The sequence below is a fragment of the Thermasporomyces composti genome (genome assembly GCF_003386795.1).
In the GTDB taxonomy this organism is placed as follows: Bacteria; Actinomycetota; Actinomycetes; order Propionibacteriales; family Actinopolymorphaceae; genus Thermasporomyces; species Thermasporomyces composti.
On sequence record NZ_QTUC01000001.1, the window covers coordinates 1,027,148 to 1,047,959 of the forward strand.

At 69.1% G+C, this 20,812-nt stretch carries 25 protein-coding genes; 13 read left to right on the plus strand and 12 right to left on the minus strand.

What is annotated here, in order from left to right; all coding sequences use genetic code 11:
- Positions 1-51: 51 nt before the first annotated feature.
- Entirely contained in the window at positions 52-1,359 is a 1,308-nt protein-coding gene (locus DFJ64_RS04425) for an APC family permease (RefSeq protein ID WP_115849293.1), read from the minus strand.
- Positions 1,360-1,674: 315 nt separating this feature from the next.
- Here DFJ64_RS04425 and DFJ64_RS04430 point away from each other — a divergent pair, with 315 nt between their 5' ends.
- The 3 genes from DFJ64_RS04430 to DFJ64_RS19185 are packed head-to-tail and all read left to right on the plus strand — an operon-like array spanning position 1,675 to position 3,459.
- Positions 1,675-2,262: a hypothetical protein gene (locus tag DFJ64_RS04430; RefSeq protein ID WP_147304594.1), complete on the plus strand. Its 588-nt coding sequence runs from the start codon at positions 1,675-1,677 to the stop codon at positions 2,260-2,262.
- 1 nt (position 2,263) lies between these two features.
- Positions 2,264-2,626 carry a hypothetical protein gene (locus DFJ64_RS19180; RefSeq protein ID WP_147304595.1) on the plus strand — a complete coding sequence of 121 codons (363 nt, stop codon included), beginning with the start codon at positions 2,264-2,266 and terminating at the stop codon, positions 2,624-2,626.
- Positions 2,620-3,459 carry a hypothetical protein gene (locus tag DFJ64_RS19185; protein WP_147304596.1) on the plus strand — a complete coding sequence of 280 codons (840 nt, stop codon included), beginning with the start codon at positions 2,620-2,622 and terminating at the stop codon, positions 3,457-3,459. Before DFJ64_RS19180 ends, DFJ64_RS19185 begins: the two co-directional genes overlap by 7 nt.
- 1,057 nt (positions 3,460-4,516) lie before the next feature.
- Here the strand turns inward: DFJ64_RS19185 and DFJ64_RS04440 are convergent.
- Positions 4,517-5,167, minus strand: coding sequence for a class I SAM-dependent methyltransferase (locus DFJ64_RS04440; protein WP_211310491.1), 651 nt, complete (start codon positions 5,165-5,167; stop codon positions 4,517-4,519).
- A gap of 126 nt (positions 5,168-5,293) precedes the next feature.
- Between DFJ64_RS04440 and DFJ64_RS04445 the strand changes: the two genes are divergently transcribed.
- Positions 5,294-5,854, plus strand: a complete 561-nt coding sequence (locus DFJ64_RS04445) for a MarR family winged helix-turn-helix transcriptional regulator (protein ID WP_115849296.1) — start codon at positions 5,294-5,296, stop codon at positions 5,852-5,854.
- Here the strand turns inward: DFJ64_RS04445 and DFJ64_RS04450 are convergent.
- From DFJ64_RS04450 to DFJ64_RS04465, 4 genes are all read right to left on the minus strand, one after another.
- On the minus strand, positions 5,818-6,657 hold the full coding sequence (locus DFJ64_RS04450; protein WP_170152491.1) for a class I SAM-dependent methyltransferase: 840 nt from the start codon (positions 6,655-6,657) through the stop codon (positions 5,818-5,820). The genes DFJ64_RS04445 and DFJ64_RS04450 overlap by 37 nt on opposite strands.
- A 121-nt stretch (positions 6,658-6,778) precedes the next feature.
- Positions 6,779-7,090, minus strand: coding sequence for an MGMT family protein (locus tag DFJ64_RS04455; RefSeq protein WP_115849298.1), 312 nt, complete (start codon positions 7,088-7,090; stop codon positions 6,779-6,781).
- A 28-nt stretch (positions 7,091-7,118) separates the two neighbouring features.
- On the minus strand, positions 7,119-8,291 hold the full coding sequence (gene moeZ, locus DFJ64_RS04460) for an adenylyltransferase/sulfurtransferase MoeZ (RefSeq protein WP_115851816.1): 1,173 nt from the start codon (positions 8,289-8,291) through the stop codon (positions 7,119-7,121).
- A 202-nt stretch (positions 8,292-8,493) separates the two neighbouring features.
- The gene (locus DFJ64_RS04465) at positions 8,494-9,435 is read right to left on the minus strand and encodes an aldo/keto reductase (RefSeq protein WP_115849299.1); all 942 of its coding nucleotides are present in this window, start codon (positions 9,433-9,435) and stop codon (positions 8,494-8,496) included.
- A gap of 95 nt (positions 9,436-9,530) precedes the next feature.
- Here DFJ64_RS04465 and ligD point away from each other — a divergent pair, with 95 nt between their 5' ends.
- The 5 genes from ligD to DFJ64_RS04490 all read left to right on the plus strand — a co-directional run bounded on the left by ligD (position 9,531) and on the right by DFJ64_RS04490 (position 12,567).
- Positions 9,531-10,451 carry a non-homologous end-joining DNA ligase gene (gene ligD / locus DFJ64_RS04470; protein WP_115849300.1) on the plus strand — a complete coding sequence of 307 codons (921 nt, stop codon included), beginning with the start codon at positions 9,531-9,533 and terminating at the stop codon, positions 10,449-10,451.
- Positions 10,452-10,702: 251 nt separating this feature from the next.
- Positions 10,703-10,993, plus strand: coding sequence for a hypothetical protein (locus DFJ64_RS04475; protein WP_115849301.1), 291 nt, complete (start codon positions 10,703-10,705; stop codon positions 10,991-10,993).
- Positions 10,994-11,139: 146 nt separating this feature from the next.
- Positions 11,140-11,730: a TetR/AcrR family transcriptional regulator gene (locus DFJ64_RS04480; protein ID WP_211310492.1), complete on the plus strand. Its 591-nt coding sequence runs from the start codon at positions 11,140-11,142 to the stop codon at positions 11,728-11,730.
- Between the two features lie 209 nt (positions 11,731-11,939).
- The gene (locus DFJ64_RS04485; RefSeq protein WP_115849302.1) at positions 11,940-12,164 is read left to right on the plus strand and encodes a DUF3107 domain-containing protein; all 225 of its coding nucleotides are present in this window, start codon (positions 11,940-11,942) and stop codon (positions 12,162-12,164) included.
- A gap of 133 nt (positions 12,165-12,297) precedes the next feature.
- A complete protein-coding gene (locus tag DFJ64_RS04490; protein ID WP_115849303.1) occupies positions 12,298-12,567 on the plus strand; it encodes a GlsB/YeaQ/YmgE family stress response membrane protein in 270 nt (89 codons plus the stop codon).
- A gap of 31 nt (positions 12,568-12,598) precedes the next feature.
- Here the strand turns inward: DFJ64_RS04490 and DFJ64_RS04495 are convergent, their stop codons facing one another.
- Positions 12,599-13,324: a ferritin-like fold-containing protein gene (locus tag DFJ64_RS04495; RefSeq protein ID WP_115849304.1), complete on the minus strand. Its 726-nt coding sequence runs from the start codon at positions 13,322-13,324 to the stop codon at positions 12,599-12,601.
- 257 nt (positions 13,325-13,581) lie between these two features.
- On the opposite strand from DFJ64_RS04495, the gene DFJ64_RS04500 reads away from it, so the two are divergent.
- Complete coding sequence (locus tag DFJ64_RS04500; protein WP_115849305.1) at positions 13,582-15,261, plus strand: DEAD/DEAH box helicase; 1,680 nt, start codon at positions 13,582-13,584, stop codon at positions 15,259-15,261.
- A gap of 93 nt (positions 15,262-15,354) precedes the next feature.
- On the opposite strand, the gene DFJ64_RS04505 is transcribed toward DFJ64_RS04500, so the two are convergent.
- From DFJ64_RS04505 to DFJ64_RS20145, 5 genes are all read right to left on the minus strand, one after another.
- A complete protein-coding gene (locus DFJ64_RS04505; protein ID WP_115849306.1) occupies positions 15,355-16,038 on the minus strand; it encodes a L,D-transpeptidase in 684 nt (227 codons plus the stop codon).
- Between the two features lie 218 nt (positions 16,039-16,256).
- Positions 16,257-16,517, minus strand: a complete 261-nt coding sequence (locus tag DFJ64_RS04510; protein WP_115849307.1) for a hypothetical protein — start codon at positions 16,515-16,517, stop codon at positions 16,257-16,259.
- A gap of 74 nt (positions 16,518-16,591) precedes the next feature.
- Entirely contained in the window at positions 16,592-17,467 is an 876-nt protein-coding gene (locus tag DFJ64_RS04515) for a RecB family exonuclease (RefSeq protein WP_115849308.1), read from the minus strand.
- Positions 17,468-17,532: 65 nt separating this feature from the next.
- Positions 17,533-18,417 carry a PHP domain-containing protein gene (locus DFJ64_RS04520; protein WP_115851818.1) on the minus strand — a complete coding sequence of 295 codons (885 nt, stop codon included), beginning with the start codon at positions 18,415-18,417 and terminating at the stop codon, positions 17,533-17,535.
- 95 nt (positions 18,418-18,512) lie between these two features.
- The gene (locus DFJ64_RS20145; RefSeq protein WP_342768099.1) at positions 18,513-19,355 is read right to left on the minus strand and encodes a DUF6758 family protein; all 843 of its coding nucleotides are present in this window, start codon (positions 19,353-19,355) and stop codon (positions 18,513-18,515) included.
- Here DFJ64_RS20145 and DFJ64_RS04530 point away from each other — a divergent pair.
- The 3 genes from DFJ64_RS04530 to DFJ64_RS04540 all read left to right on the plus strand — a co-directional run bounded on the left by DFJ64_RS04530 (position 19,291) and on the right by DFJ64_RS04540 (position 20,608).
- The gene (locus tag DFJ64_RS04530) at positions 19,291-19,704 is read left to right on the plus strand and encodes an NUDIX hydrolase (protein WP_245940942.1); all 414 of its coding nucleotides are present in this window, start codon (positions 19,291-19,293) and stop codon (positions 19,702-19,704) included. The two genes, DFJ64_RS20145 and DFJ64_RS04530, sit on opposite strands and share 65 nt — an antisense overlap.
- 137 nt (positions 19,705-19,841) lie before the next feature.
- Entirely contained in the window at positions 19,842-20,144 is a 303-nt protein-coding gene (locus tag DFJ64_RS04535) for a hypothetical protein (protein WP_115849311.1), read from the plus strand.
- A 26-nt stretch (positions 20,145-20,170) separates the two neighbouring features.
- Positions 20,171-20,608: a nucleic acid/nucleotide deaminase domain-containing protein gene (locus DFJ64_RS04540; protein ID WP_170152492.1), complete on the plus strand. Its 438-nt coding sequence runs from the start codon at positions 20,171-20,173 to the stop codon at positions 20,606-20,608.
- The last annotated feature ends 204 nt before the right edge of the window (positions 20,609-20,812 follow it).

Genomic DNA, 20,812 nt, shown 5'->3' on the forward strand with positions numbered 1-20,812 from the left:
ACGCGTCCGGACGTCCTCACCTCCACGACGTCCGGCGAGACGGACCGCCGGTCAGCGGTGCCCCTCCGCGGAACCGACCGTGCACTCCGCCTGGGTGCCGACCGTCACCTCCTCCCGAGGCGACGACGGGTCGGCGGACACCAGCGCCCTCCGTGATGCCGACCGGCGCACTGCGATCGCCAACCCGGCCGCCAGCGCGGGAACGAGCAGGTAGCCCGCGGAGAACACGCCCACGACGCAGACGAGCGCCAGAGCCACCACCGCCGCGATCTGCTGGCGCCCGGTGAGGAGACGGACCGCCGCCGCGAGAGCGAGGACGTACACGGCGACGAAGCAGGCGGACGTGGCGCGGATGAGCCCGTCCGGGGTCATGACGCCGGCCGCCAGGACACCGAGGAGGCACACGCAGAGGACGCCGAGCACGACGAGCGGTCGGCGGGGGATGTCGCGGTCCGTGCCGTCGCTGAGCCAGCGGGGAAGGGCCCGCGCCTTCACGAGAGCCTCGACGAGCTTCGCCGACGACCCCACGTAGACGTTCATCGCGCCCATCGTCAGCACGAGCGCGAGGAGCGCGGTCGCCGCCCGACCGACCTCCCCGAACCCGACCGCCATGAGGTCCGCGAGCGGGACGTGCGAGCTGGCGTCCGCGGTGACGACGATGGTGGCCACACCCAGGCCGGCGTAGAGCAGGGTGATGGTTCCGAACGCGATCGCCGCGGCCCGCGGCAGGTCGCGGTCCGGCCGGCGGAAGTCGCCGGCGAGCTGGGCCATCGCCTCCCAGCCGAAGATGAGCCACATGAGGATGTTGGCGGCGGTTCCCACCGCCCACCAGCCGTGCGGGGCGAACGGCGTCCAATTGCGGGTCACGTTGCCGGGCAGTGCCACGAGCACGGCCAGGGCGACGATGCCGACCAGCACGCTGGCCAGCGCGAGCTGGACGCCGGACGACAGCCGGAGGCTGACGGCGTTCGCCGCCAGGACCGCCCCGGCGATGGCGAGCCCGACAGCGACCGCTACCCCCGTGCCGGACTCGGTGAGCTCCGCGACGTACAGGCCGCCGGTGAGCGCGACGGCGGGAGCGCCGACGAAGACGCCGCCGACGAAGCACGTGCCGGCCAACCCGGCCGCGGTCTCGCCGAAGGCAGCCCGGACGTAGGCCGCGACACCCTCGGCGGTCGGGTAGCGAACGGCCAGCGTGACGAACGTCCAGGCCAGCGGTGCGGACAAGGCGAGGACACCGAGCCAGGCGAGGATCGAGGCAGGGCCCGCGGCTTGGACGGCGAGCGCCGGAACCAGGAGCAGACCTGGGCCGACGAGCGCTCCGACGTACATCGCGGCGCCACGAGGAACGTTGAGCACCGGGCGATGCTAGCCCTGGCCGCCGACACGGCCGTCCCCTGACGAGAGCGCCCTCCCGCCACGGATTGGAGGATCGAGACACCCCTCCTACACCGCGTCCCGACTCTTACGCTCCGTGAGGACGTTGTCCACAGTGGTCACACCGGCAGGCCACCCACACCGCCCCGATCCCCGTACGATGTGGCCCGCGAAGATCTCGAGATCGCTTCCCCGGCTTCGGGGTCATCTGTGGGGGTGGGCATGCAGTGGGATGAGCCGGAGGAGTCATCAGAGACGATCACGGCCACCGATGACACAGGCTGCGTCCAGGTCACGATGGACCCATCGTCCGGGCGGGTCGTCGACTTCCGACTGTCCGCGTTGTGGCGCGACAAGGTCGGTGTCGCCGGGTTCACCGACGCCCTGGCTAGTGCGGTCACCAAAGCACGTCTCAGCTACCTCGAGGCAGTGACGACCAAGCCTGGAGACCGAGACCAGTCAACCCCCTCAGTCCTCTCCGCAGAGGATTGGGAACGACTGCCGCTTGGTCAGCAGCTAGCCGCGTTGGGTCGCCTCACAGACCTCCTCGACGCGGTTACCACTGAGGCCGCACACGTTCTCCAGTGCGGCCAGCCCAACCCGACCGTGGACTATGCGGGCAGCGACCCGCGCCATGTGGTCCGGATCACGCTCAACGTCTCCGGAGCATTGGTGCGGCTTACGATCGCCGAGGACTGGCTCGCTGGCGCCTCGACAGCCCGTGTCGTGCAGGCGGTCAAGGACGCCTTCGAGTCAGCGTACGCGTCTCTCGATTCCGCTCACGAACCCGCGCTGGCCACGGCCACACCAGCCGCCGACCGCGTGCTCGCCCTCGCGAGCAATCCACAAGTCCTACGGGGATGGCTTCGACAGGAGGAACACTGAATTGGCTGGAAACGAGGGCCGTGACATCACATACTCCATCGCCGCCTTGCGAAAGGACGCCAAGATCTGGTCCGAAGCGGCGGAAGTTCTCGAACGCGCCAAGCAAGCCGCCGCCTGCTTGTGCCTCACCGTAGCGCACTTCGGGACCGTAGCCGACGAAGCTTGCCGCGAACCCAGAAGCGTCACGAAGCTCTACGAGGATGTACACCGAAAAATACTGCGCCTACTGGATGAGGGGCAACGTACCCTCGACGATGTCGGCCACCGACTCGTCATCATAGCTAATCGACTCGACGGAACGGAGCAGAAGAACCTCGAAGTACTCCGTCAGCTCGGACGGATGCTGGAGGAGAAGGGATGGTAGCAAGGGAGGAACGCCTCAGCGGGCCGCAGCCCATGGAACGATCCGAAGAATCTAAGGATCTCGAAGAGAAGATCAGGAACGCACTTGGAAAGATCGAAGAATGTTTCGCTCGGCTTCTTGACCTCGACGTAGATGACCTCGTCCTCATCTTCGTGGGGAACGTGTTTGGCGGCCCACTAGGTGGTCTCTGGCTCCGCGAGCTCGCCGAACGTTGCAGGAACAGCCTGCATACAGCTTACCAAGCATATAAGGAAACCTGCGACAAACATATCAATCCCTTCCTGACGAACATCGGCGACCCATGGCAACTTGACGCCGCGGCTTCAGCATGGAGTGCGAAGATAGGCGGACCAGTCAGCAAACAGGCTTCGCTCTTCACCCCGAATTCGATGGAGATCATCGACTACTGGACCGGCGACGCCAAGGAAGCCTACGACGCCTTTCTGCCCACCCAGTACGCAGCCATCGAGTACGTCAGCTCCTTAGCAAACGAACTAAACCCATTGCTCACGCAGTGCGCGTCGGCCATCAATCGGTTCTGGTTCGACATCGAAAGGGCCGCAGCAACAGCCCTCGCCGAGCTCATTATGGTGCTCAACCGTAGCTTTACCCCGGATATTCTGATGGTACCCGGCGAGGCGATCCAGACCTTCGTCAATTCGGTCCTAAATGCCAGAGAAGCCGTGAAGACTGCCGCGGAGGAATTCACCCAGACAGCAGCCAACCTAGAGAAGCTCCTCCACTCCAATGTAGCGCTGCCGCGAGGCCACTGGCCAAGACCGAAGAGCGCAATCTACGACATGGAGAGATGGGGGACCGGTGAGGGCCGATGACAAGACCTGACGGACACCTCCGACACCGCTCCTGCCATGGAAGGCGCCACGAAAAGCCTCACCCACCCCATGGCATCCGCAGCTTGATTGCGTCCCGCGCAGGCATCTTGGAAACGCTTATTGTCGGCGGCATCGCTAGCCTCTGCCTCCTCGTCGCTGCGGTGTTTGTCACGTGGAATTCACAGGACGAACAACACGCTCGAACCACCTCAACGCCACATGCAACGAAGTCGTCGCGACTCCCCAAGGATATCTGCTCCGCCGTAGGAACGGAGCGCCTTGACTCCTTGGTTGAGTACCCGGTCACAAGCCATCACGAGGAGGAAGCATTCGGAGTGTCCGATCGGACCTGCGTAGTCAGAACGGACCCCAAACAACCCGACACCTCTGATCTTCTCTATGTCCGCGCCAGCCGGTACGAGCAGACCCTAAAGACCTCTGGCGAAGATCATGCGCAGGAGTTTTTCCGACAGAACTGCAAGAACGTGACATCTATTCGCGACGACCACAATGACACAGCGATACGAGTTCCGGACTTCACCGGACTTGGCGACCAGTACTGCGTCGCCGCCTTCTACAACTCCGTATCGAAAAAAGCCAAGGTAAAACTCATTGTCCAACGTAGGGAAGATTTGCTTGTTATTCGGTACCAAAAGACTGGACCGGATGGCGAGCGACCATTACGTGACGCAGCCCAACTCGCTAGAGACCTCCTTACAAGACTGTGACAAGCCACACAACCGCTGACCACCAGGCTCCGCATACTGCGTATCTGGGTGATACGACCCGCATCTGCAATCGACAGGGTGGAACTCTACGTCCTCAGCGACTCAGGCCACCTGCGGATAAGCTATCTCCGACGAGCGAACAACGGCGAGCAACCACTTCGTGGTGCCGCCACGAGCTCGAGCAGCCCGGTGGCCACGCCGCAATGACGAGCGACCACGCTCATCGTGGGGTGCGAGACTCGACCGCTCGCAGTCAGCTGGACGCGCCTCATCCGCGTCCGGATCCTCACTCGGAGCTGTGGCTCTCTCAGCGCTGAGCGAGCGCCCCTTCAGCGCTGGCGTGCCGAGCCGGCAGCCGCGGTCGTCATCACGAAGCGGACGCAGCGGCCCGGGGTGAGCAGGCCGACGCGGAAGGGTGTTCGCTGGCTCGGCGCGCCCGTGAACAGCGACCGCTCTCGCGCACCCTGCTCGAGCCGGTCGAACGGCGCCCGATCGAAGTCGTAGATCACCAGCGCGCCACCCGGTCGCAGGACCCGTGCGAGCTCCGCCACCGCCGCCTCCGGGTCCTCCCAGTGGTGCAGGCTGAAGGACGACACGACGAGGTCGAACGACTCGTCGGCGAACGGCAAGGCGGCCACGTCGGCGACCCGCGCCGAGGCCCGGTCGGCCACCTTCGCGAGGTTGCGCTGAGCTAACGCCACCATGTCGGCGGACAGGTCGACGCCGGTGAGCGTGAGGTCAGCGCGCCGCTGCGCGAGCTCGAGGAGCAGCACACCTGGCCCGGTTCCCACATCGAGGACTGCTCCGCGCTCCGGCGCCATGGCCGCGAGGTCCTGCGCGATTCGCCGGTAGACGCCGCGCATCGGCCACCGGGCCAGCACGTTGTAGACGCGGCTGCGCCAACCCTCGAAAGTTCCGGATCCGCCGCCGAGGTGCAGGAAGTGGAAGTGGCGGTGGTGGTGATCGTGACCTGCCCCCATGACCTCTCCTCTGAGTTGTGCGATACAACTGTGCTGAGCGTACCGTGAGACAGTTGTATGGCACAACTCTGATCTAGCGCGAGAGCCGGCGGAGGCTCGTCAGGCGAGAGTGAGGCGGAGGATCGGATGGCGGACGACGAGGTGGCGCGGCTCCACGCGGCGCTCATGGAGCTGGTGCGGCTGGCCGGTGCGTTCCAGCCTGACCGAGCGGTGCCTGGCGAGGAGGTCTCCTTGTCGCAGACCGTCGCCCTCCACGAGCTCGACCTCGCGGGCCCGATGTCCCAACGCGACCTCGCCCAACGCGTCCACTTGGAGAAGAGCACGGTCAGCCGCATGGTCGCCGACATGGAGCGCAAGGGCCTCGTCGAACGCGAGCGCGATCCCGGCAACCGCCGCCTCTACCGGCTGCGCATCACCGACCGTGGCCGCGCCGCCCACGCCCGCATCGCCGCGCACTTCCACGGGCACTACGTCCGCTGGATGGCCGCGATGACAGAGTCCGAGCGTGACGCCCTCATCGTCGGGTTCCCCGCACTCGTCCGCGCCATCCGGCACGACCTCGACCACCTGGCCCAGAGCGAGTGCGACCACGAGCCACCGGCGGAGAGCGGCGGAGCCGCCGAGGTCCCCGACCCCAGGGAGAAGTCAGCTCAGCCGACGCCAGACGAGGCCTCGCCGAACTCGTAGCGCAGGATCATCCCGATCCGTCGCAACGGCGCGACCCTCCGCATGAGGCTCACCAGCACCCGGGTCGGCAGGGTGAACCTCACGGTCTCGGGTACGTCAAGGAGATCGAGGACGGACACGAGCCGCAGACCGGGCACCTCCAGCTCACGTGGATCCGCCAAGCCCCACCCGCCGAGCCTCGCTCGGGTCACCCGAATCGTCCGCTCGAACCGACCGAGCCACGCGCCGAGCGGGCTCCAGGCGTCGAACGCGATCCCACCTCGAGGGAAGCGCACGACGATTCCCTGCAGCAGCCGGATCAGGTCAGCCCGCGCGAGGTACTGGACGACACCCTCCGCCACGACGACGACCGGCTGGCTCGCCGGCACGTCGGCCAACCATCCAGGCGCGGTGACCGAGGTCGCGATCCGGTGGACGCCGGCCCGGTCGGGAAGCAGCAGCCGGCGCAGCTCGACCACCTCGGGGAGATCGACCTCATACCAGCGATGACGAGCCGTCGGATCGACCCGCCAGGGCCGCGTGTCCAGTCCGCAGCCCAGGTGCAGCACCGCTGCGTCGGGCATGCCCGCGAGCAGATCCGACGTCGCGCGGTCGAGGTACAGCCCGCGGATCGCCACGCTGACGACCTCGTCCCGACTCAGCCCAAAGCGATCGAAGTCGATGTCGATCCGCGCCACAATCGCTTGGGCGAGCGGATCACCCAAGATCGGAGCGGCGGACTCAGCGTCGAGGGCCCGCCCGTAGAGCGTGGCGAGCATGGTCGCGCTGGTGCCGGTGAGCCGCACCCGGACGCGTTCGGTCACACCACTCCCCTGCCCGAATCGCGACCGGCCGAACTCGCACGGCGGTGGGGAGTGAGCTCGGCAGACGGCCGCGGCGGCACGCATCCAGCCGCAACGCCGCGACGCCGACGAACGTCACGCCCTACGCGCCGTCCCAGCGCGCGCGAGCCATGTCGACCCGCTCGCTCGCCAGTCCGGCGAACGGCGTCCCCTCCGCGCGCAGCCGTCGGATCGCCTCACCCGCGTGGCAGTCGGCGGGCCGCCCGTCCGCGCGGACGACCCGCCACCACGGCACGGCCCCGCCGAAGTGGGACATCACCCACCCGACCTGGCGGGGCCCGCCCTTGCCGAGGAACTCGGCGACGTCGCCGTAGGTCATCACCCTGCCGGCCGGGATGCGCTCGACGACCGACAGGACCTGCTCGACGTACTCCTCACGCGCGCCGTGAGCCACGGCCGGCCCCCGAGACGTCCCGAACCGGTCAGTACGACGGCTTGTGCGGCTCGATCTGGCTCACCCACGCCGAGATGCCGCCCGCGACGTGCACGGCGTCGGAGAAGCCCGCGCCCTTCACCGCGGCGAGGGCCTCCGCCGAACGACCGCCCACCTTGCAGTGGAGCACGATCTGCTTGTCCTTCGGCAGCTTCTCGAACGCCTCGCCGGTCAGGAACTCGCCCTTCGGGATGAGGATCGAGCCCGGGATGTTGACGATCTCGTACTCGTTGGGCTCCCGGACGTCCACCAGCACGAAGTCGCGCTCACCCCGCTCGCGGGCGTCCAGCCACTCCTTGAGGGTGCGCACGTCGATCGTGGAGTCCTGGATCGCCGCGGCCGCCTCGTCCGAGATCGCGCCGCAGAACGCCTCGTAGTCGATCAGCTCGGTGATCTCCGGGGTGTTCGGGTCCTTGTTGATCTTCAGCTCACGCCAGCTCATCTCCAGCGCGTCGAAGATCAGCAGCCGGCCGATGAGCGGCTCGCCGATACCGGTGATGAGCTTGATCGCCTCGTTGACCATGACCGAGCCGATCGACGCGCAGAGCACGCCGAGCACGCCACCCTCAGCACAGGACGGCACCATGCCCGGCGGCGGGGGCTCCGGGTACAGGTCGCGGTACTGGGGGCCGTACTTGGCCCAGAACACGCTCACCTGGCCCTCGAACCGGAAGATCGAGCCCCACACGTACGGCTTGCCGAGGATGACCGCGGCGTCGTTGACCAGGTAGCGGGTCGCGAAGTTGTCGGTGCCGTCGAGGATCAGGTCGTAGCCGGAGAAGATCTCCAGCGCGTTGGAGGAGTCCAGCCGCTCCTCATGGAGGATGACGTTGACGTGGGGGTTGACCTCGGCGATCGACTCCTTGGCGGAGACGGCCTTGGACTTGCCCACGTCGCTCTGCCCGTGGATCACCTGGCGCTGCAGGTTGGACTCGTCCACGACGTCGAAGTCGACGATGCCGAGCGTGCCCACCCCGGCGGCGGCCAGGTAGAGGAGGGCAGGGCTTCCGAGGCCGCCGGCTCCGATGACCAGGACCTTGGCGTTCTTCAGTCGCTTCTGCCCGGTCATGCCCACTTCGGGAATGATGATGTGCCGGGAGTAGCGGCGAACCTCGTCGACGGTGAGCTCGTCCGCTGGTTCGACGAGAGGCGGCAGGGACACAGGCGACTCCTCACGTGGTCGGATCTCTTCGACACCAACCGGCGCTATGCCTTCCATGTTCCCGCACCGGTGCTCCAGCACCGGTCGGACGGTCCCGCACCCGTCCACCGCCGGCCGTCGTGGCTCCGGCGTCGCGGCAGAACGAGCGGTGCTCGGCCTGGAACGAGCGATGCTCGGCCTGGGGACCGGCCGCCGGCGGGCGTCACGCTCCTGGCGGTGGGACGATCGCGTCGATCTCCGCCAGCTCCTCCGCGGTCGGCTCCCACTCCCCAGCGGCGGCGTTCGCCTTGACCTGCTCCGGGGTCGTCGCGCCGGCGATCACCGAGGCGCAACCGGGCTGGGCCGCGAGGGCGCCGATCGCGATCTCCAGCAACGACCGCCCGTGCCGCTCACCCCAGCTCACCAGCGCCTCGACCCTGTCGAGCTTCTCCTCGGTCACGTAGTCCTCGCGTCCGGCGAGCCGGGAGTTGGCCGGGATGGGCTGGCCACGTCGCACCTTCCCGGTCAGCAACCCGTTGGCGAGCGGGAAGTACGGCAGCACGCCCAAGCCGTAGTGCCGAGCCGCGGGCACGAGGTCGGCCTCGACTCCCCGCTCCAGCAGCGACCAGTGGTTCTGAGCCGACACGAACGGCGTGGTGCCCAGCTCCCGGGCGACGTGCGCGGCCTCCGCGAGGCGCCAGGCGGAGAAGTTGGAGTGGCCGATGTAGCGGACCTTGCCTTCCTTCACCAGCTCGTCCAACGCGGCGAGCGTCTCCGCGATCGGGGTGTGCGGGTCGGGACGGTGGATCTGGTACAGGTCGATGTAGTCGGTCCGCAGCCGCCGCAACGAGGCCTCGACGGCACGTCGGATATAGGCGCGGCTGCCCGGTGCGCCCGCGGCCGGACCGTAGCCCATCTCGCTCGCGAACTTGGTGGCCAGCACCACCTGGTCACGCCGGCCCTTGAGCACCTGGCCGAGCAGCTCCTCCGAACCGCCCCGGTTGCCGTAGGAGTCGGCGGTGTCGAAGAACGTGATCCCGGCGTCCAGCGCGGCGTCGACGACCGCGCGGGTGCGATCCAGGTCGAGCCGGCTGCCGAAGTTGTTGCACCCGAGGCCCACGACGGACACGCGCAGGCCGGACGTCCCCAAGAAGCGGTAGCGCATGACGGCGAGCCTATCCACGGCCCCGCGGTCACGCGCGGCACGCCGTTCACCCAGAGATCACCGCGTGGTGTGGCGGCGGGGAGCAGGATGGGCCCATGGGAGTCGACAGCGGCGGGACCGTCCGCGTGCGTGTGGACCGGCACGTCCTGCAGCTGTCCAACCTCGACAAGGTGCTCTATCCGCGCACCGGGTTCACCAAGGGCGAGGTCATCGACTACTACAGCCGGGTTGCCGACGTCCTGCTCCCCCACCTCGAGTCCCGGCCGCTGACGCGTAAACGGTGGCCGGACGGCGTCGAGGGCGAAGCCTTCTTCGAGAAGAACAAGCCTCGCGGCACACCCTCCTGGGTGCGCACGGTGACCATCGACTCCCCGGGCAGCACCCGCGGATCGGAGGTCGTCGAGTACGTCGTCGTGGATCGGCTCGCGACGCTGGTCTGGCTGGCCAACCTCGCGGCACTCGAGCTGCACGTGCCGCAGTGGCGCGTCGGCCCGCGAGGCCGGGTCCACCACCCGGATCTCGTGGTCGTCGACCTCGATCCCGGGCCACCCGCGGACCTGGTGGCGTGCTGTCGAGTCGCGCTCCTGCTCCGTGATCTGCTTGACGCTGACGGCCTGCGCGCGTGGCCGAAGACCTCCGGCTCGAAGGGGATGCAGCTGTACGTGCCCGTGGAGGAGACGCCGGGCGAGACCACCTCGGCCTACACGCGCGAGCTGGCTGAGCGGCTCGCGCGCGACCATCCCGACCTGGTCGTGGCATCGATGACCAAGTCGCTGCGCAAGGGGAAGGTCTTCCTCGACTGGAGTCAGAACAACCCGGCCAAGACCACCGTCGCCCCCTACTCGCTGCGTGGCCTGGAGCGACCGACCGTCTCCACGCCCGTGACGTGGGAGGAGGTGGAGGCGTGCCGGACCGTGGGCGACCTCACCTTCGAGGCGACCGACGTGCTCGACCGCATCCAGGCCATGGGCGACCTGTTCGCGCCGCTGACCACGACCCGGCAACGACTTCCCTGAGCCGGAGGATCCCCGGAGCTCGCGGGCTCAGGCGAACACCGCGAGGTGAGAAGCCGGGAGCAGGTGAGAAGCCGGACAGCGACCCCCTCGCCGGACCGTCCCGGGCGAGAGCCACTTTCGGCGGGTTGGTGGCGCTGCGTGGCGCCTGCCCCGGACGCCGTCCCGCTCGTCGTACCTTCCTGGCCGAATCACCGCTAGTGTCGTGGCTAGGCGGGCGGTCCCGGCCGGCGACGACCGTGGGGTGGTCATTCGTGGCCAACCTCGCAGGTGTCGCCGAAGGGCACCCGTCCGGCTCCCGGCGGTTCGAGTGGGCGACGGGAGTCGCCGACTGCCACAGACTCGGCCGAGCAGAGGAGGCGAGCGCCGTGTCCGACATCGAGGTCCCGTACGAGGACGCGCTGGAGAACACGCCGGTCGACGAGGAGGAGGACGACGAGCAGGTCGAGCTGCGGGCCGACCAGCTCGACCTGGAAGCGCCCGTCGCTGACGTGTTCGAACAGCAGCTCAGGGTCGACATCGACGAAGACGATGAGTACCAGTGAGGCCGCTGAGCCACCACGAGGTGGTCTCGACGAGATCGCCGTGGTGACCTGCCGGGGCCCGGCCTGCCCACGCCGGCGGTGACGAGGGCCGGCAGTGAGGAGGGATCGAGGTGACGATGTCCGACACTCGCCCACGGAGCGGCCGGATGCCCCGGCAGGAGCGGCGCGCGCAGCTCCTTGACGCCGCACGCGAGGTGTTCGTCTCAGTCGGCTACCACGCCGCCTCCATGGACGACATCGCCGAGCGCGCGGGCGTCAGCAAGCCCGTGCTCTACCAGCACTTCCCGAGCAAGCTGGACCTCTACCTCGCGTTGCTGGACGCCTCGTGCGAGGAGCTCGTCGAAGCGGTGCGCTCCGCGCTCGCCTCCACCACCGACAACCAGCAGCGCGTCTGGGCGACCATGGACGCCTACCTCGGCTTCGTGGGCGACGAGAAGGGCGCGTTCCGTCTGGTCTTCGAGTCCGACCTCACCAACGAGCCGGCCGTCCGCGAACGCGTGGATCGGGTCAGCCGCGATTGCGCGGAGGCGATCTCCCAGGTCATCGAGGAGGACACCGGCCTGCCCCGGGAGGAGTCGATGCTTCTCGCCGCTGGGCTGGCCGGGATGGGCCAGGTGACGGCCCGGTGGTGGGTGTCGAGCGGCGGCTCCATCGATCGTGAGGAAGCGGCGCGATTCCTCGCCACGCTCGCCTGGCGCGGCATCCGTGGGTTCCCCCGGGCCGGCACCGAAGGGTGAACCTGGCGCCCGGCGCGGGCTGGCCTGGCGCCCCGGGTCCTCCCAGCAGGCTTCGCCACCCTCGGCGAACCGGGGCGGGCCACCGACTGGTGGTGGTCTGGGCTAGCCTCGACAACGGCGGTCCTGGCTCGTCCCCCAGGGGCACGGACCGATCGCTCGGAACGACCGGGCCTGGCCGAGGCCCACTCGGAAGCGAAAGAGGGTGACCTGTGGAGGTCAAGATCGGCGTCCTGCACGCTCCGCGGGAGATCGTGCTCGAGAGCGACGAGCGGCCCGAGGACATCGAAGCCGCCGTGAGCAAGGCTCTCCAGGCGTCCGACGGCCTGCTCAGCCTGGTCGACGAGAAGGGCCGCCGCGTCTTGGTCCCCGCCGACCGCATCGCCTACATCGAGATCGGGCCGCAGCTGCGCCGCATCGGCTTCGGCGCCATGTGACGCCCCCGGGCCGTGCGGCACAGGGGAGCCCGTTTCGTCCTGGTTTTCTCCCTTCGACGCCACAACACAGCGTCATGTGCCCACCACTCTCCGCCTCTCCGGAGTAGCGTGGCCGGGGAGGGAGGGATGGCCCATGAGCATCATCGGCGTCATCATCGCGGGGATCATCATCGGCCTGCTCGGCAAGTGGGTGGCTCCCAAGCACCGCGACAACATCCCGCTGTGGCTCACCGTCATCTGCGGGATCGCCGGTGTCCTGGTCGGCTACTGGCTGGCTGGGCTCTTCGGGGTCGCCGAGACCTCGGGGGTCGACTGGATTCGGTGGCTGATCAGCATCGCGGTGGCGGCGATCTTCGTCATCATCGCGGCGAGCCTCACCGCGCGCCGCGGTAGCAGGATCTGACCGGCGGTTCGACGAGGGGGCGTCGCCTCGTTCAGGCGTCCAAGCCCAGCGTCGCCATGCGTTGGACGTGCTTCTCGGTGAGTCGGGCGAACATCCGCCCGATCGCCGCGAGGTCCATCCCCGGTCGGTCGACTCCGCCCACGAGGAGGGCGGTCAAGGCGTCTCGTTCGGCCGCGACTCGCTGGGCCTGGGCAAGCGCCTCCCCGACCAGGCGGCGTCCCCACAGTGCGAGCCGGCCGGCGACCCTGGGGTCGTCCGCGATCGCCTTGCGAACCCGGTCGACGACGAAGCTCACCTGCCCGGAGTTCTCGAGCACCTCGAAGACGAGCGCTCGGGTGTCGGCATCGACGAGGGCAGCGACCTCGCGGTAGAAGTCCGTGGCTATCCCGTCGCCGACGTACGCCTTGACCAGGCCCTCCAGCCAGTCCGACGGAGCGGTGTGGCGGTGGAAGGAGTCGAGCGCGGTCCGAAACGGCTCCATGGCGGCGACCGGGTCGACACCCAGGTCCTGCAGTCGGTCCCGGAGCCGCTCGAAGTGGTGGAACTCGGTCACGGCCAACGCCGCGAGCGCGGCCTTGTCCTCCAGGGTCGGTGCCAAGGTGGCGTCGTCCGCGAGCCGCTCGAAGGCCGTCAGCTCACCGTAGGCGAGGACCCCGAGCAGGTCGATGACGGCCTCCCGGTAGACCGGGTCGTCGTAGGCCGCGACACCCGCCAAGCTCGTGTCCTGCTCGACCGCTCGCGGCTCGCTCTCGCTCATAGCTCGAGCCTAGAGCGACCCGCGACGGGCGGTTTCAGTACCCGGCGCCCACACGTCCGAAGATGGTCTGGTTGCCTGCCCTGTCGACGCCGAGGAGGTGCCGCGCCAACGTCGCCCCGGACTCGGGGCGGACGACGGATAGACTGCGCAACGAGGAGGCGGCCGACCGCCTCCCCTGTGCCTAGAGGGTGGCGGCTCCTCGGCACCGCCGGGGAAGGCCCCTCTCCCACCCCGACTCCACCACGCCGCCAGGCGTCATGAGCAAAGGGCGAGAAGCACTGACGACGTTCAAGGATCTTGGGGCGCTGCCCGACATCGTTGAGGCGCTCGAGCGCGTCGGCATCTCCGAGCCGTTCCCGATCCAGGAGATGGCCATCCCCATCGCGCTCACCGGCAGTGACCTGATCGCGCAAGCGCGGACGGGCACCGGCAAGACGCTCGCGTTCGGCATCCCGCTGCTCCAGCGCATCGTCGGGCCTCGAGACCGCGACTACGCCCACCTCGACGCGCCCGGCAAGCCGCAGGCCCTGGTCGTCGTGCCGACCCGCGAGCTCGCGATTCAAGTAGCCGACGACCTCACCGCCGCCGCCGCGCTGCTCGGCACCCGGATCATCACCGTCTACGGCGGCGTCGCCTACGAGGCGCAGCTGGAGGCGCTGGCGAAGGGGGTCGACGTCGTGGTCGGCACCCCGGGCCGACTCCTGGACCTCGCCGACCGCGGCGCCCTGACGCTCTCCCACGTCAAGGTGCTGGTGCTCGACGAGGCCGACCGCATGCTCGACCTCGGCTTCCTGCCCGACATCGAGCGGCTGATCGAGCTCACCCACGAGCTGCGCCAGACGATGCTGTTCTCGGCGACCATGCCGGCTGACATCGTCGCGTTGGCTCGCCGGCACATGCGCCATCCGGTCAACGTGCGGGCGGAGGCGGCCGGCGAGAGCGAGGTCGTTCCGGCCACCGCCCAGTTCGTCTACCGCTGCCACGAGCTCGACAAGCCCGAGGTGCTCGCCCGTGTCCTCCAGGCCGAGAACCGTGGCAAGGTCATGGTCTTCTGCACGACCAAGCGTGCCGCGCAGCGGGTGGCCGACGACCTCGCCGAGCGCGGGTTCGCCGCCACCGCCATCCACGGTGACATGGGTCAGGTCGCCCGGGAGCGAGCGTTGGACGCGTTCCGGCAGGGCGAGGTGGACGTCCTGGTCGCGACCGACGTCGCGGCCCGCGGGATCGACGTCGAGGGCGTGACCCACGTCGTCAACTACACCTGCCCCGACGACGAGAAGACCTACCTGCACCGGATCGGACGGACCGGCAGGGCCGGCGCGGCCGGCATCGCGGTGGCCTTCATCGACTGGCCGGATGTCCCGAAGTGGAAGGCCATCAACGCCGCTCTCCAGCTGCCCTTCGACGAGCCGGTCGAGACCTACTCCACGTCCGAGCACCTCTACCACGACCTCGGCATCCCGAAGGACGCCGGTGGACGGGTGGGCGAGCCCCGCTCCTCGCAGATCACCGCGACCGGCCGGAGCCGGCGGCGTTCCCGCCGAGGGCGTGAGGACGATCGCCGAGGTCGCCGTGAGGAGCGTGGTCGGCGGTCCCGCCAGGGCACCGAGACGCGAGACGGCGAGGAGCGCACGGAACGCCGGACCAGACGTCGTCGTCGGCGCCGCCTGCGGCGCGGAGTCCCGGTCGAGGAAGGGACGCCGACCACTGACGCGCCAGCGAGGACCGACGCCGCATCGAGCGCTGAGGCCGTCGAGAGCACAGACGCAACGGAGGGGGCCGAAGCGGTGTCGTCCGATGCGCAGCCGGCTGACGCGTCGAACCCCGGTGCGCAGCGTTCGACGCGGCGGCGGCGTCGGATCCGGCGCTGGCGCGGTGTGATCCGTGGCGAGGCCACGACCTCCGGCCCCGGCGAGCAGGACACGTCCTCCACGTAGCCCAGGAGTGCACCCCTCAGCGGCACGGTTTGCTCAGGAGCGGGCTACGCGGGAGCGTCGCCGCAGGTCGGTCACCCGGCCCGCCACCCTCGGTCACGCCAGGACGATGACGGGAGTGCCGGGCGGCGCGAAGTCCCACAGCGCCTTGGCGTCCGGCCGCGCCTGGCGCACGCAGCCGTCGGACAACGACTGACCGAGCTGGTCCAGCCGCTGCACCGGCTTGCCTGTCTTGATGTCGACGGGGATGTCGTGGAAGCCGATGGCCGCGTTGCGCCCGAAGGTGAACGTCACCATGTACTGCATCCGCTCGGTGCCGTGCCAGCTCGTGGTGTAGCGCCGCTTGCGGATGACCTTGTACGTACCGGGCCGGACCTGGTTGAACCTGGTGCCCGAGACCAGGTAGGTGCGGACCACCTCGTTGCGCTCGTTCACCAGCCACACGCGGTTCGCGGACAACGCGTAGACGATGCGCTTACCGCTCCCGCTCCCCGGTGGCAGTGCCGTGGGGTTGGGGCTGGGGCGTCGTGGTGAGGGTGTGGCCGATGCGGTGGTCGTCCGCGGCGAGGGCGCTGGTGAGGTGTCCCGCCTCGCTCGGTCCGCGACGACTCGGGTGCGCTCGGCGAGGTCGGCCTCGGCCGTGACGCTGGTCGGCGACAGGTCCACCGGCAGCACGCCCGCACCGCCGAGGAGAGCGACCACGAACGTGAGGGCGGACGTCGTCGCCGCCACCACCCGTCCACGTCGACGACGCGGGCGCCGGTGGCTGGCGTGCTTCATCCGTGAAGCCCCTCCCTCCGTGCGTCCTGCGTGCGGTGGTCCGCCCAGGTCGTGGACGAGCACCAGGGCGTCCAGAACGTGGACGGGTGAAGATTGTCACGACTCGGCAACGATCGCAAATGTCCCGGCGTGGCGCCGTCACGCCACCACACGAAGCGCCCGTGCCTCCGCCTCACCGCCCCGTCCGCAACCCAGCGAACACGCCGGTCGGCGGCCTTTCACAGCCCCATCGGGAACAAGGCGCCGTAGGCGACGATGGCGAGCGCCCAGCCGACGAAGAGATAGAGCCACCCCTTGACGGCGCTCTCCACCTTCCACGCCACGACGCTGAGGACGACCACCGGCAGCAGTAGGTACATGCCGGTCGTGATGCGACCCTCCGACTGCCCGAACGCCCAGAGCCCGGCGAGGACCGCGAGCACGACGGTCGCGCCACCGAACAGCTTGCGCGGCTCAGCCAACAGCCGGAGCAGATCCATGCCTCTACGGTAGGGCGACGATGATCGCGATGCGAGCGTGTGCGGGCGTGGCGAGGTCCAGGCGCGTGACCCGGTCACCCCACGGTGGAGTCCAGCCCGTCCCAGGGGAGACGCGTCGGGTACGCGCGGCGTCCTTCGGGACAGTGCGCCGCGAAGTCACACCACTGGCACTGGGGTCCGGGTCGAGGCGGGAAGAGCTCGTCCTGCTCACTCGGTGACAGGCCTCGCGCGTATGCCTCCTCCGCGGCCGCCGCCTCCTCGCCGATGCTGTCGGCACGGGACAGATGCCGGGCCAACGACTCCGGTGTGTGGTCCCACGCCACCACCGCGCCTGTCGGCAGGTGATGCAGCTCCACGCGACGGCAGGGGCGTCGCAACGTGCGGCTCGCGGCGGCGGCGTAGATCGCCAGGGCCAGGGAGGTGCGGGCGTCCGCGGTGGTGAGCGTCCGACGTCCGGTCTTGTAGTCGACGACGACCAGCTCCACGCCCTGACCGTCGTCCAGCACCCGCTCATCGATGCGGTCGACCCGGCCGGACAGAGCGAGCGTCGACGTGGTCAGCGCGACCGTGCGCTCCACACCCACCGGCTCGTCCAACGGGTCGAGCTCCGCCACGTAGCGCTCGACCATCCCACGGGTGTAGTCGCGCCAGCGCAGGCTCTGCGCGGCGTCGCGGAAGCCCTCGTCGATCCAGGAGCGCACGAGGAGGTCGCCGGCCGCGTTCGGCGTCCGCTCGTCCGGTGGCAGCCGCCACCACCCAGCCAGCGCGGTGTGGACGGCGGCACCCACGCTGTTGTGGGCCCACGGCGGCCCCTTCGGCGGCGTTGGACGCTCGAGATAGCTGAAACGGTATCGACGCGGGCAGTCCAGCCAGCTCATCAGCCGCGTCGGCGTCGCCCGAAAGAGTCGGCGCGGCATGGCGTCGAAGCCGAGCTGCTGGGGTGCCGTCATACCGCCATCCTGCCAACCTCCACCCCCGCTGAACGCGACGGCGTGCCCGGGTGACCTCGCGGACGTCACCGTCGAGGCGGGATGAACTCCGGGACGCGTCGCTGCGCCCGCTCGGCGTTCGTTCGCGCGCGGTCGAGCAGCCGAGCGAACTCCTCCTCGGTCGTCGTGTGGCAGCCGAGCTCGTGCTCGACCTTGCCTCGACCGTGGTAGTCGCTGGAACCGGTGACGACCAGGTCCAGCTCGGCCGCCAGAGCGCGGAGCTCGGTTCGGACGTCAGGCGCATGGTCGTGGTGGTCCACCTCGATGCCGCCCATCCCCGCGGCGGTGAGTTGGCGTACGACCTGGTCGGTGAGCACGGTTCGGCTCTTCCGACCGCGAGGGTGTGCCAGGACGGGGACACCCCCAGCCGACAGGACCGTCCTGATCACCTCGGTCGGCTCGGGCGCGTCGTGCGGAACGTAGGCCGGCCTGCCCTCACCGAGCCACCGCTCGAACGCCTCCTGCCGGCTGGCGACGTACCCGGCGCTCACCAGCGCGTCCGCCACGTGCGGCCGCCCCACCGACGCCGTCGAGGGAGCGTGCGCGGCCACGTCGTCCATGCTGAGGTCCATGCCGTACGAGCGCAGCCGGTCCAGGAGGGCGGGCACCCGAGCGGCCCGGGCGTCGCGAACCCACTCCAGCATGGCGAGCAGCCCGGGATGGGTCGGATCCACCAGGTAGGCGAGCATGTGCACGCTGGCTCCGGCGAGGCGACACGAGATCTCCACACCGACCACGAGTCCCACGCCGTGACGCCAGGCGGCTCGGATGGCGTCATCCCAGCCGGCGAGCGTGTCGTGGTCGGTGAGCCCCACGACGTCGATCCCCGCCGCCGCGGCGTGCTCGACCAGCCCAGCTGGTGAGTCCGTGCCGTCCGAGCGGCTCGAGTGCGTGTGAAGGTCGATGCGCACCACGCCTCCTGGAAGTCACGCCCATTCTCACCCTGCGTCGCACGTCATCGACGTCTGCGACGCCCGGAACTGCCGCCTGTCGCCAGATGGTCGACTCACGGCTCGTACATGCGCGGCGTCAACGCGCCGTACGGAAGTAGCTCGATCTCGTGTCCCAGCCCTCGCATATCCGCCAACTGGAGCAGGTCGAGCAGCAACGCTCCAGCAGTCTCGGGATAGAACACCAGCCACAGCCAGTGCCCCTCAGCCTCCCCGACGTAGATCGCGCGATCGTCCGGACCGGGCACCACCCACAGCGGCGTGAGCCGTCCCGCGGCCTCCACCTTCGCCTGGGGGCCGCCCCGACCGATCGACTCGCCCGGATCCGGTCCGGGAAGTGCGGCGTATCCGGCGCCGACCCCGACACCCATGTCCTCGGCGACGAGCATCAACTCACCGGCACCACCGAGCGGGTTCGGCCCCGAGCAGGCGACGACGCTCGCCCGGGCGGACTTCGGGTCTCGCCCGGCGTATCCAGCGCCGGTGAGGACCCAGCCGTGCGGGAGGGGCCACGGCAGCCAGGCCGGCAGCTGGATCTCGTCGGCGAGCCAGGTGATGAACTCCGTAGAGGGCTGGGCGAACGGCCACAGGGGCTCCACGCGCCCGTGGACGGGACAGGTCCAGCTGGCTTCCCACACCGACGGCGATCGAAGCTTGCCGTGACATCTCGGACAAAGCGGATCGCCCCTCATGCGTTCGACGCTCCTCCGTGCGCCGTGGAGCGTCAAGGGTCCATGGTCACTCGTCGACCCAGCGGTCACTCGTCGACCTTGGTACGTGGCGACCCATGGTTCCTCGGCGACTGGTTCCTCGGCGATGCCGTATGCTGCCGCGGTGGCGAGCCGGCGGGTGCCCTGTGTGGGAGCGGTCGTCAAGGACGCGAGCGGCCGGATGCTCATGGTGCGTCGCGGCCGACCACCCGGGATGGGGCTGTGGTCGCTGCCGGGCGGACGGGTCGAGCCTGGCGAGAGTGATGAGGACGCGGTGGTGCGCGAGGTCTGGGAGGAGACCGGTCTCGCCGTCACGGTGGGGCGCCTGCTGGGGACGGCGCAGATCCCGACCGCTGACGGCGACATCCAGGTGGTGCGCGACTACGAGTGTGCCGTCGTCGACCCGTCTCGGTCCGACCCACGACCCGGCGACGACGCCGCCGACGCGCGCTGGGTGACGCTCGAGGAGGTGCGTCGCCTCCCCACGTCGCCCGGGCTGCTCGATGCCCTCACCCGATGGGGCGTCCTGCCGACCTAGGCGACATCACCGTTCGACATCATTTCCCGGCCGGACCTTACGCTCACGGCCGACGACCCGATCGTCGGGTGCGCCAGATCACGGTGATGTCCTCCTGACCATACGAGGGCCGCACGAACTCACGGGGGGGGTTCGTCATGAGCCGGCGCGCGTGGACGTTTGGGTGTCCGCTCGCGATCGTCCTGGCCTTCGTCGCCTCCCTCGGCGCGAGGGAGGCGCCGGCAACACCCGAGCCGAAGCCAGGAGTCTCGACGAAGGTGGGCCCCTACCTCGAGCACCCCATGGCCACGCTCGCCTTCGAGCGTCGGAAACTCATCGACGGCCCGGGCAGCTCCGGGATGGATCCCTACCTCAACGTCGCCTGCGGTCTCGCGGACATCACGACAAAGAAGCCGACGAAGCCGGTCGACCCGAAGAACATCATCGAGTGGACTGACTGAAGAAGGCCTTTCCGGGCCTCTACAAGGTGCTCGACCTCAGCCCGTCGGTGCGGGAGCTGCTGCTGGTCTGTCGGTTCAACAACACCAAGACGGACTCGGTGACCGACTCTTCCCACTCGGAGCGACGGATCAAGCAGTTCCTCGATGACCTCGACGTCCCCTGGACGAACCTCGTCGCCTTGTACACCGAACGACCGCCGTGCTCTCCGAAGAGGGCCAACTGCCAAGCTCTGGTCGCTCAGACGAACGCCAAGGTCTTCCGCTCGTTCGAGGGCCCAAAGCCACACTTCGAGATCACCGAAGAGCTCGAGAAGGCGTTGAAGAAGTACACCAAGACGTCTTCCACGACGCTCGCGCCAAGGCCGCCCAGGAGCGCATGGAACGGGAGTGCGGTGGCTCAGGCAAGGTCCCCGGCAACTGCGTCAGCACCGAGAGCGACAGCGCACTGTCCAGATCCTTGGTGAGGGCCGCATCGGAGACAGGGGGCATTGACTTCACTTCCCTCGAACTTCGTTTCCTGGCCGAACGAAGCGGCCAGGTCGAGTACGCGTCCAAGGCGACGTCGGACCAGGGCCCGCGCAGCCGGTCTCGGACGTGAGCGGCTACGCATGGTCCTTGGTTGCCGCCGCCATCACCACGCTGGGATGCGTTCCCGTCGTTGTGGGCCC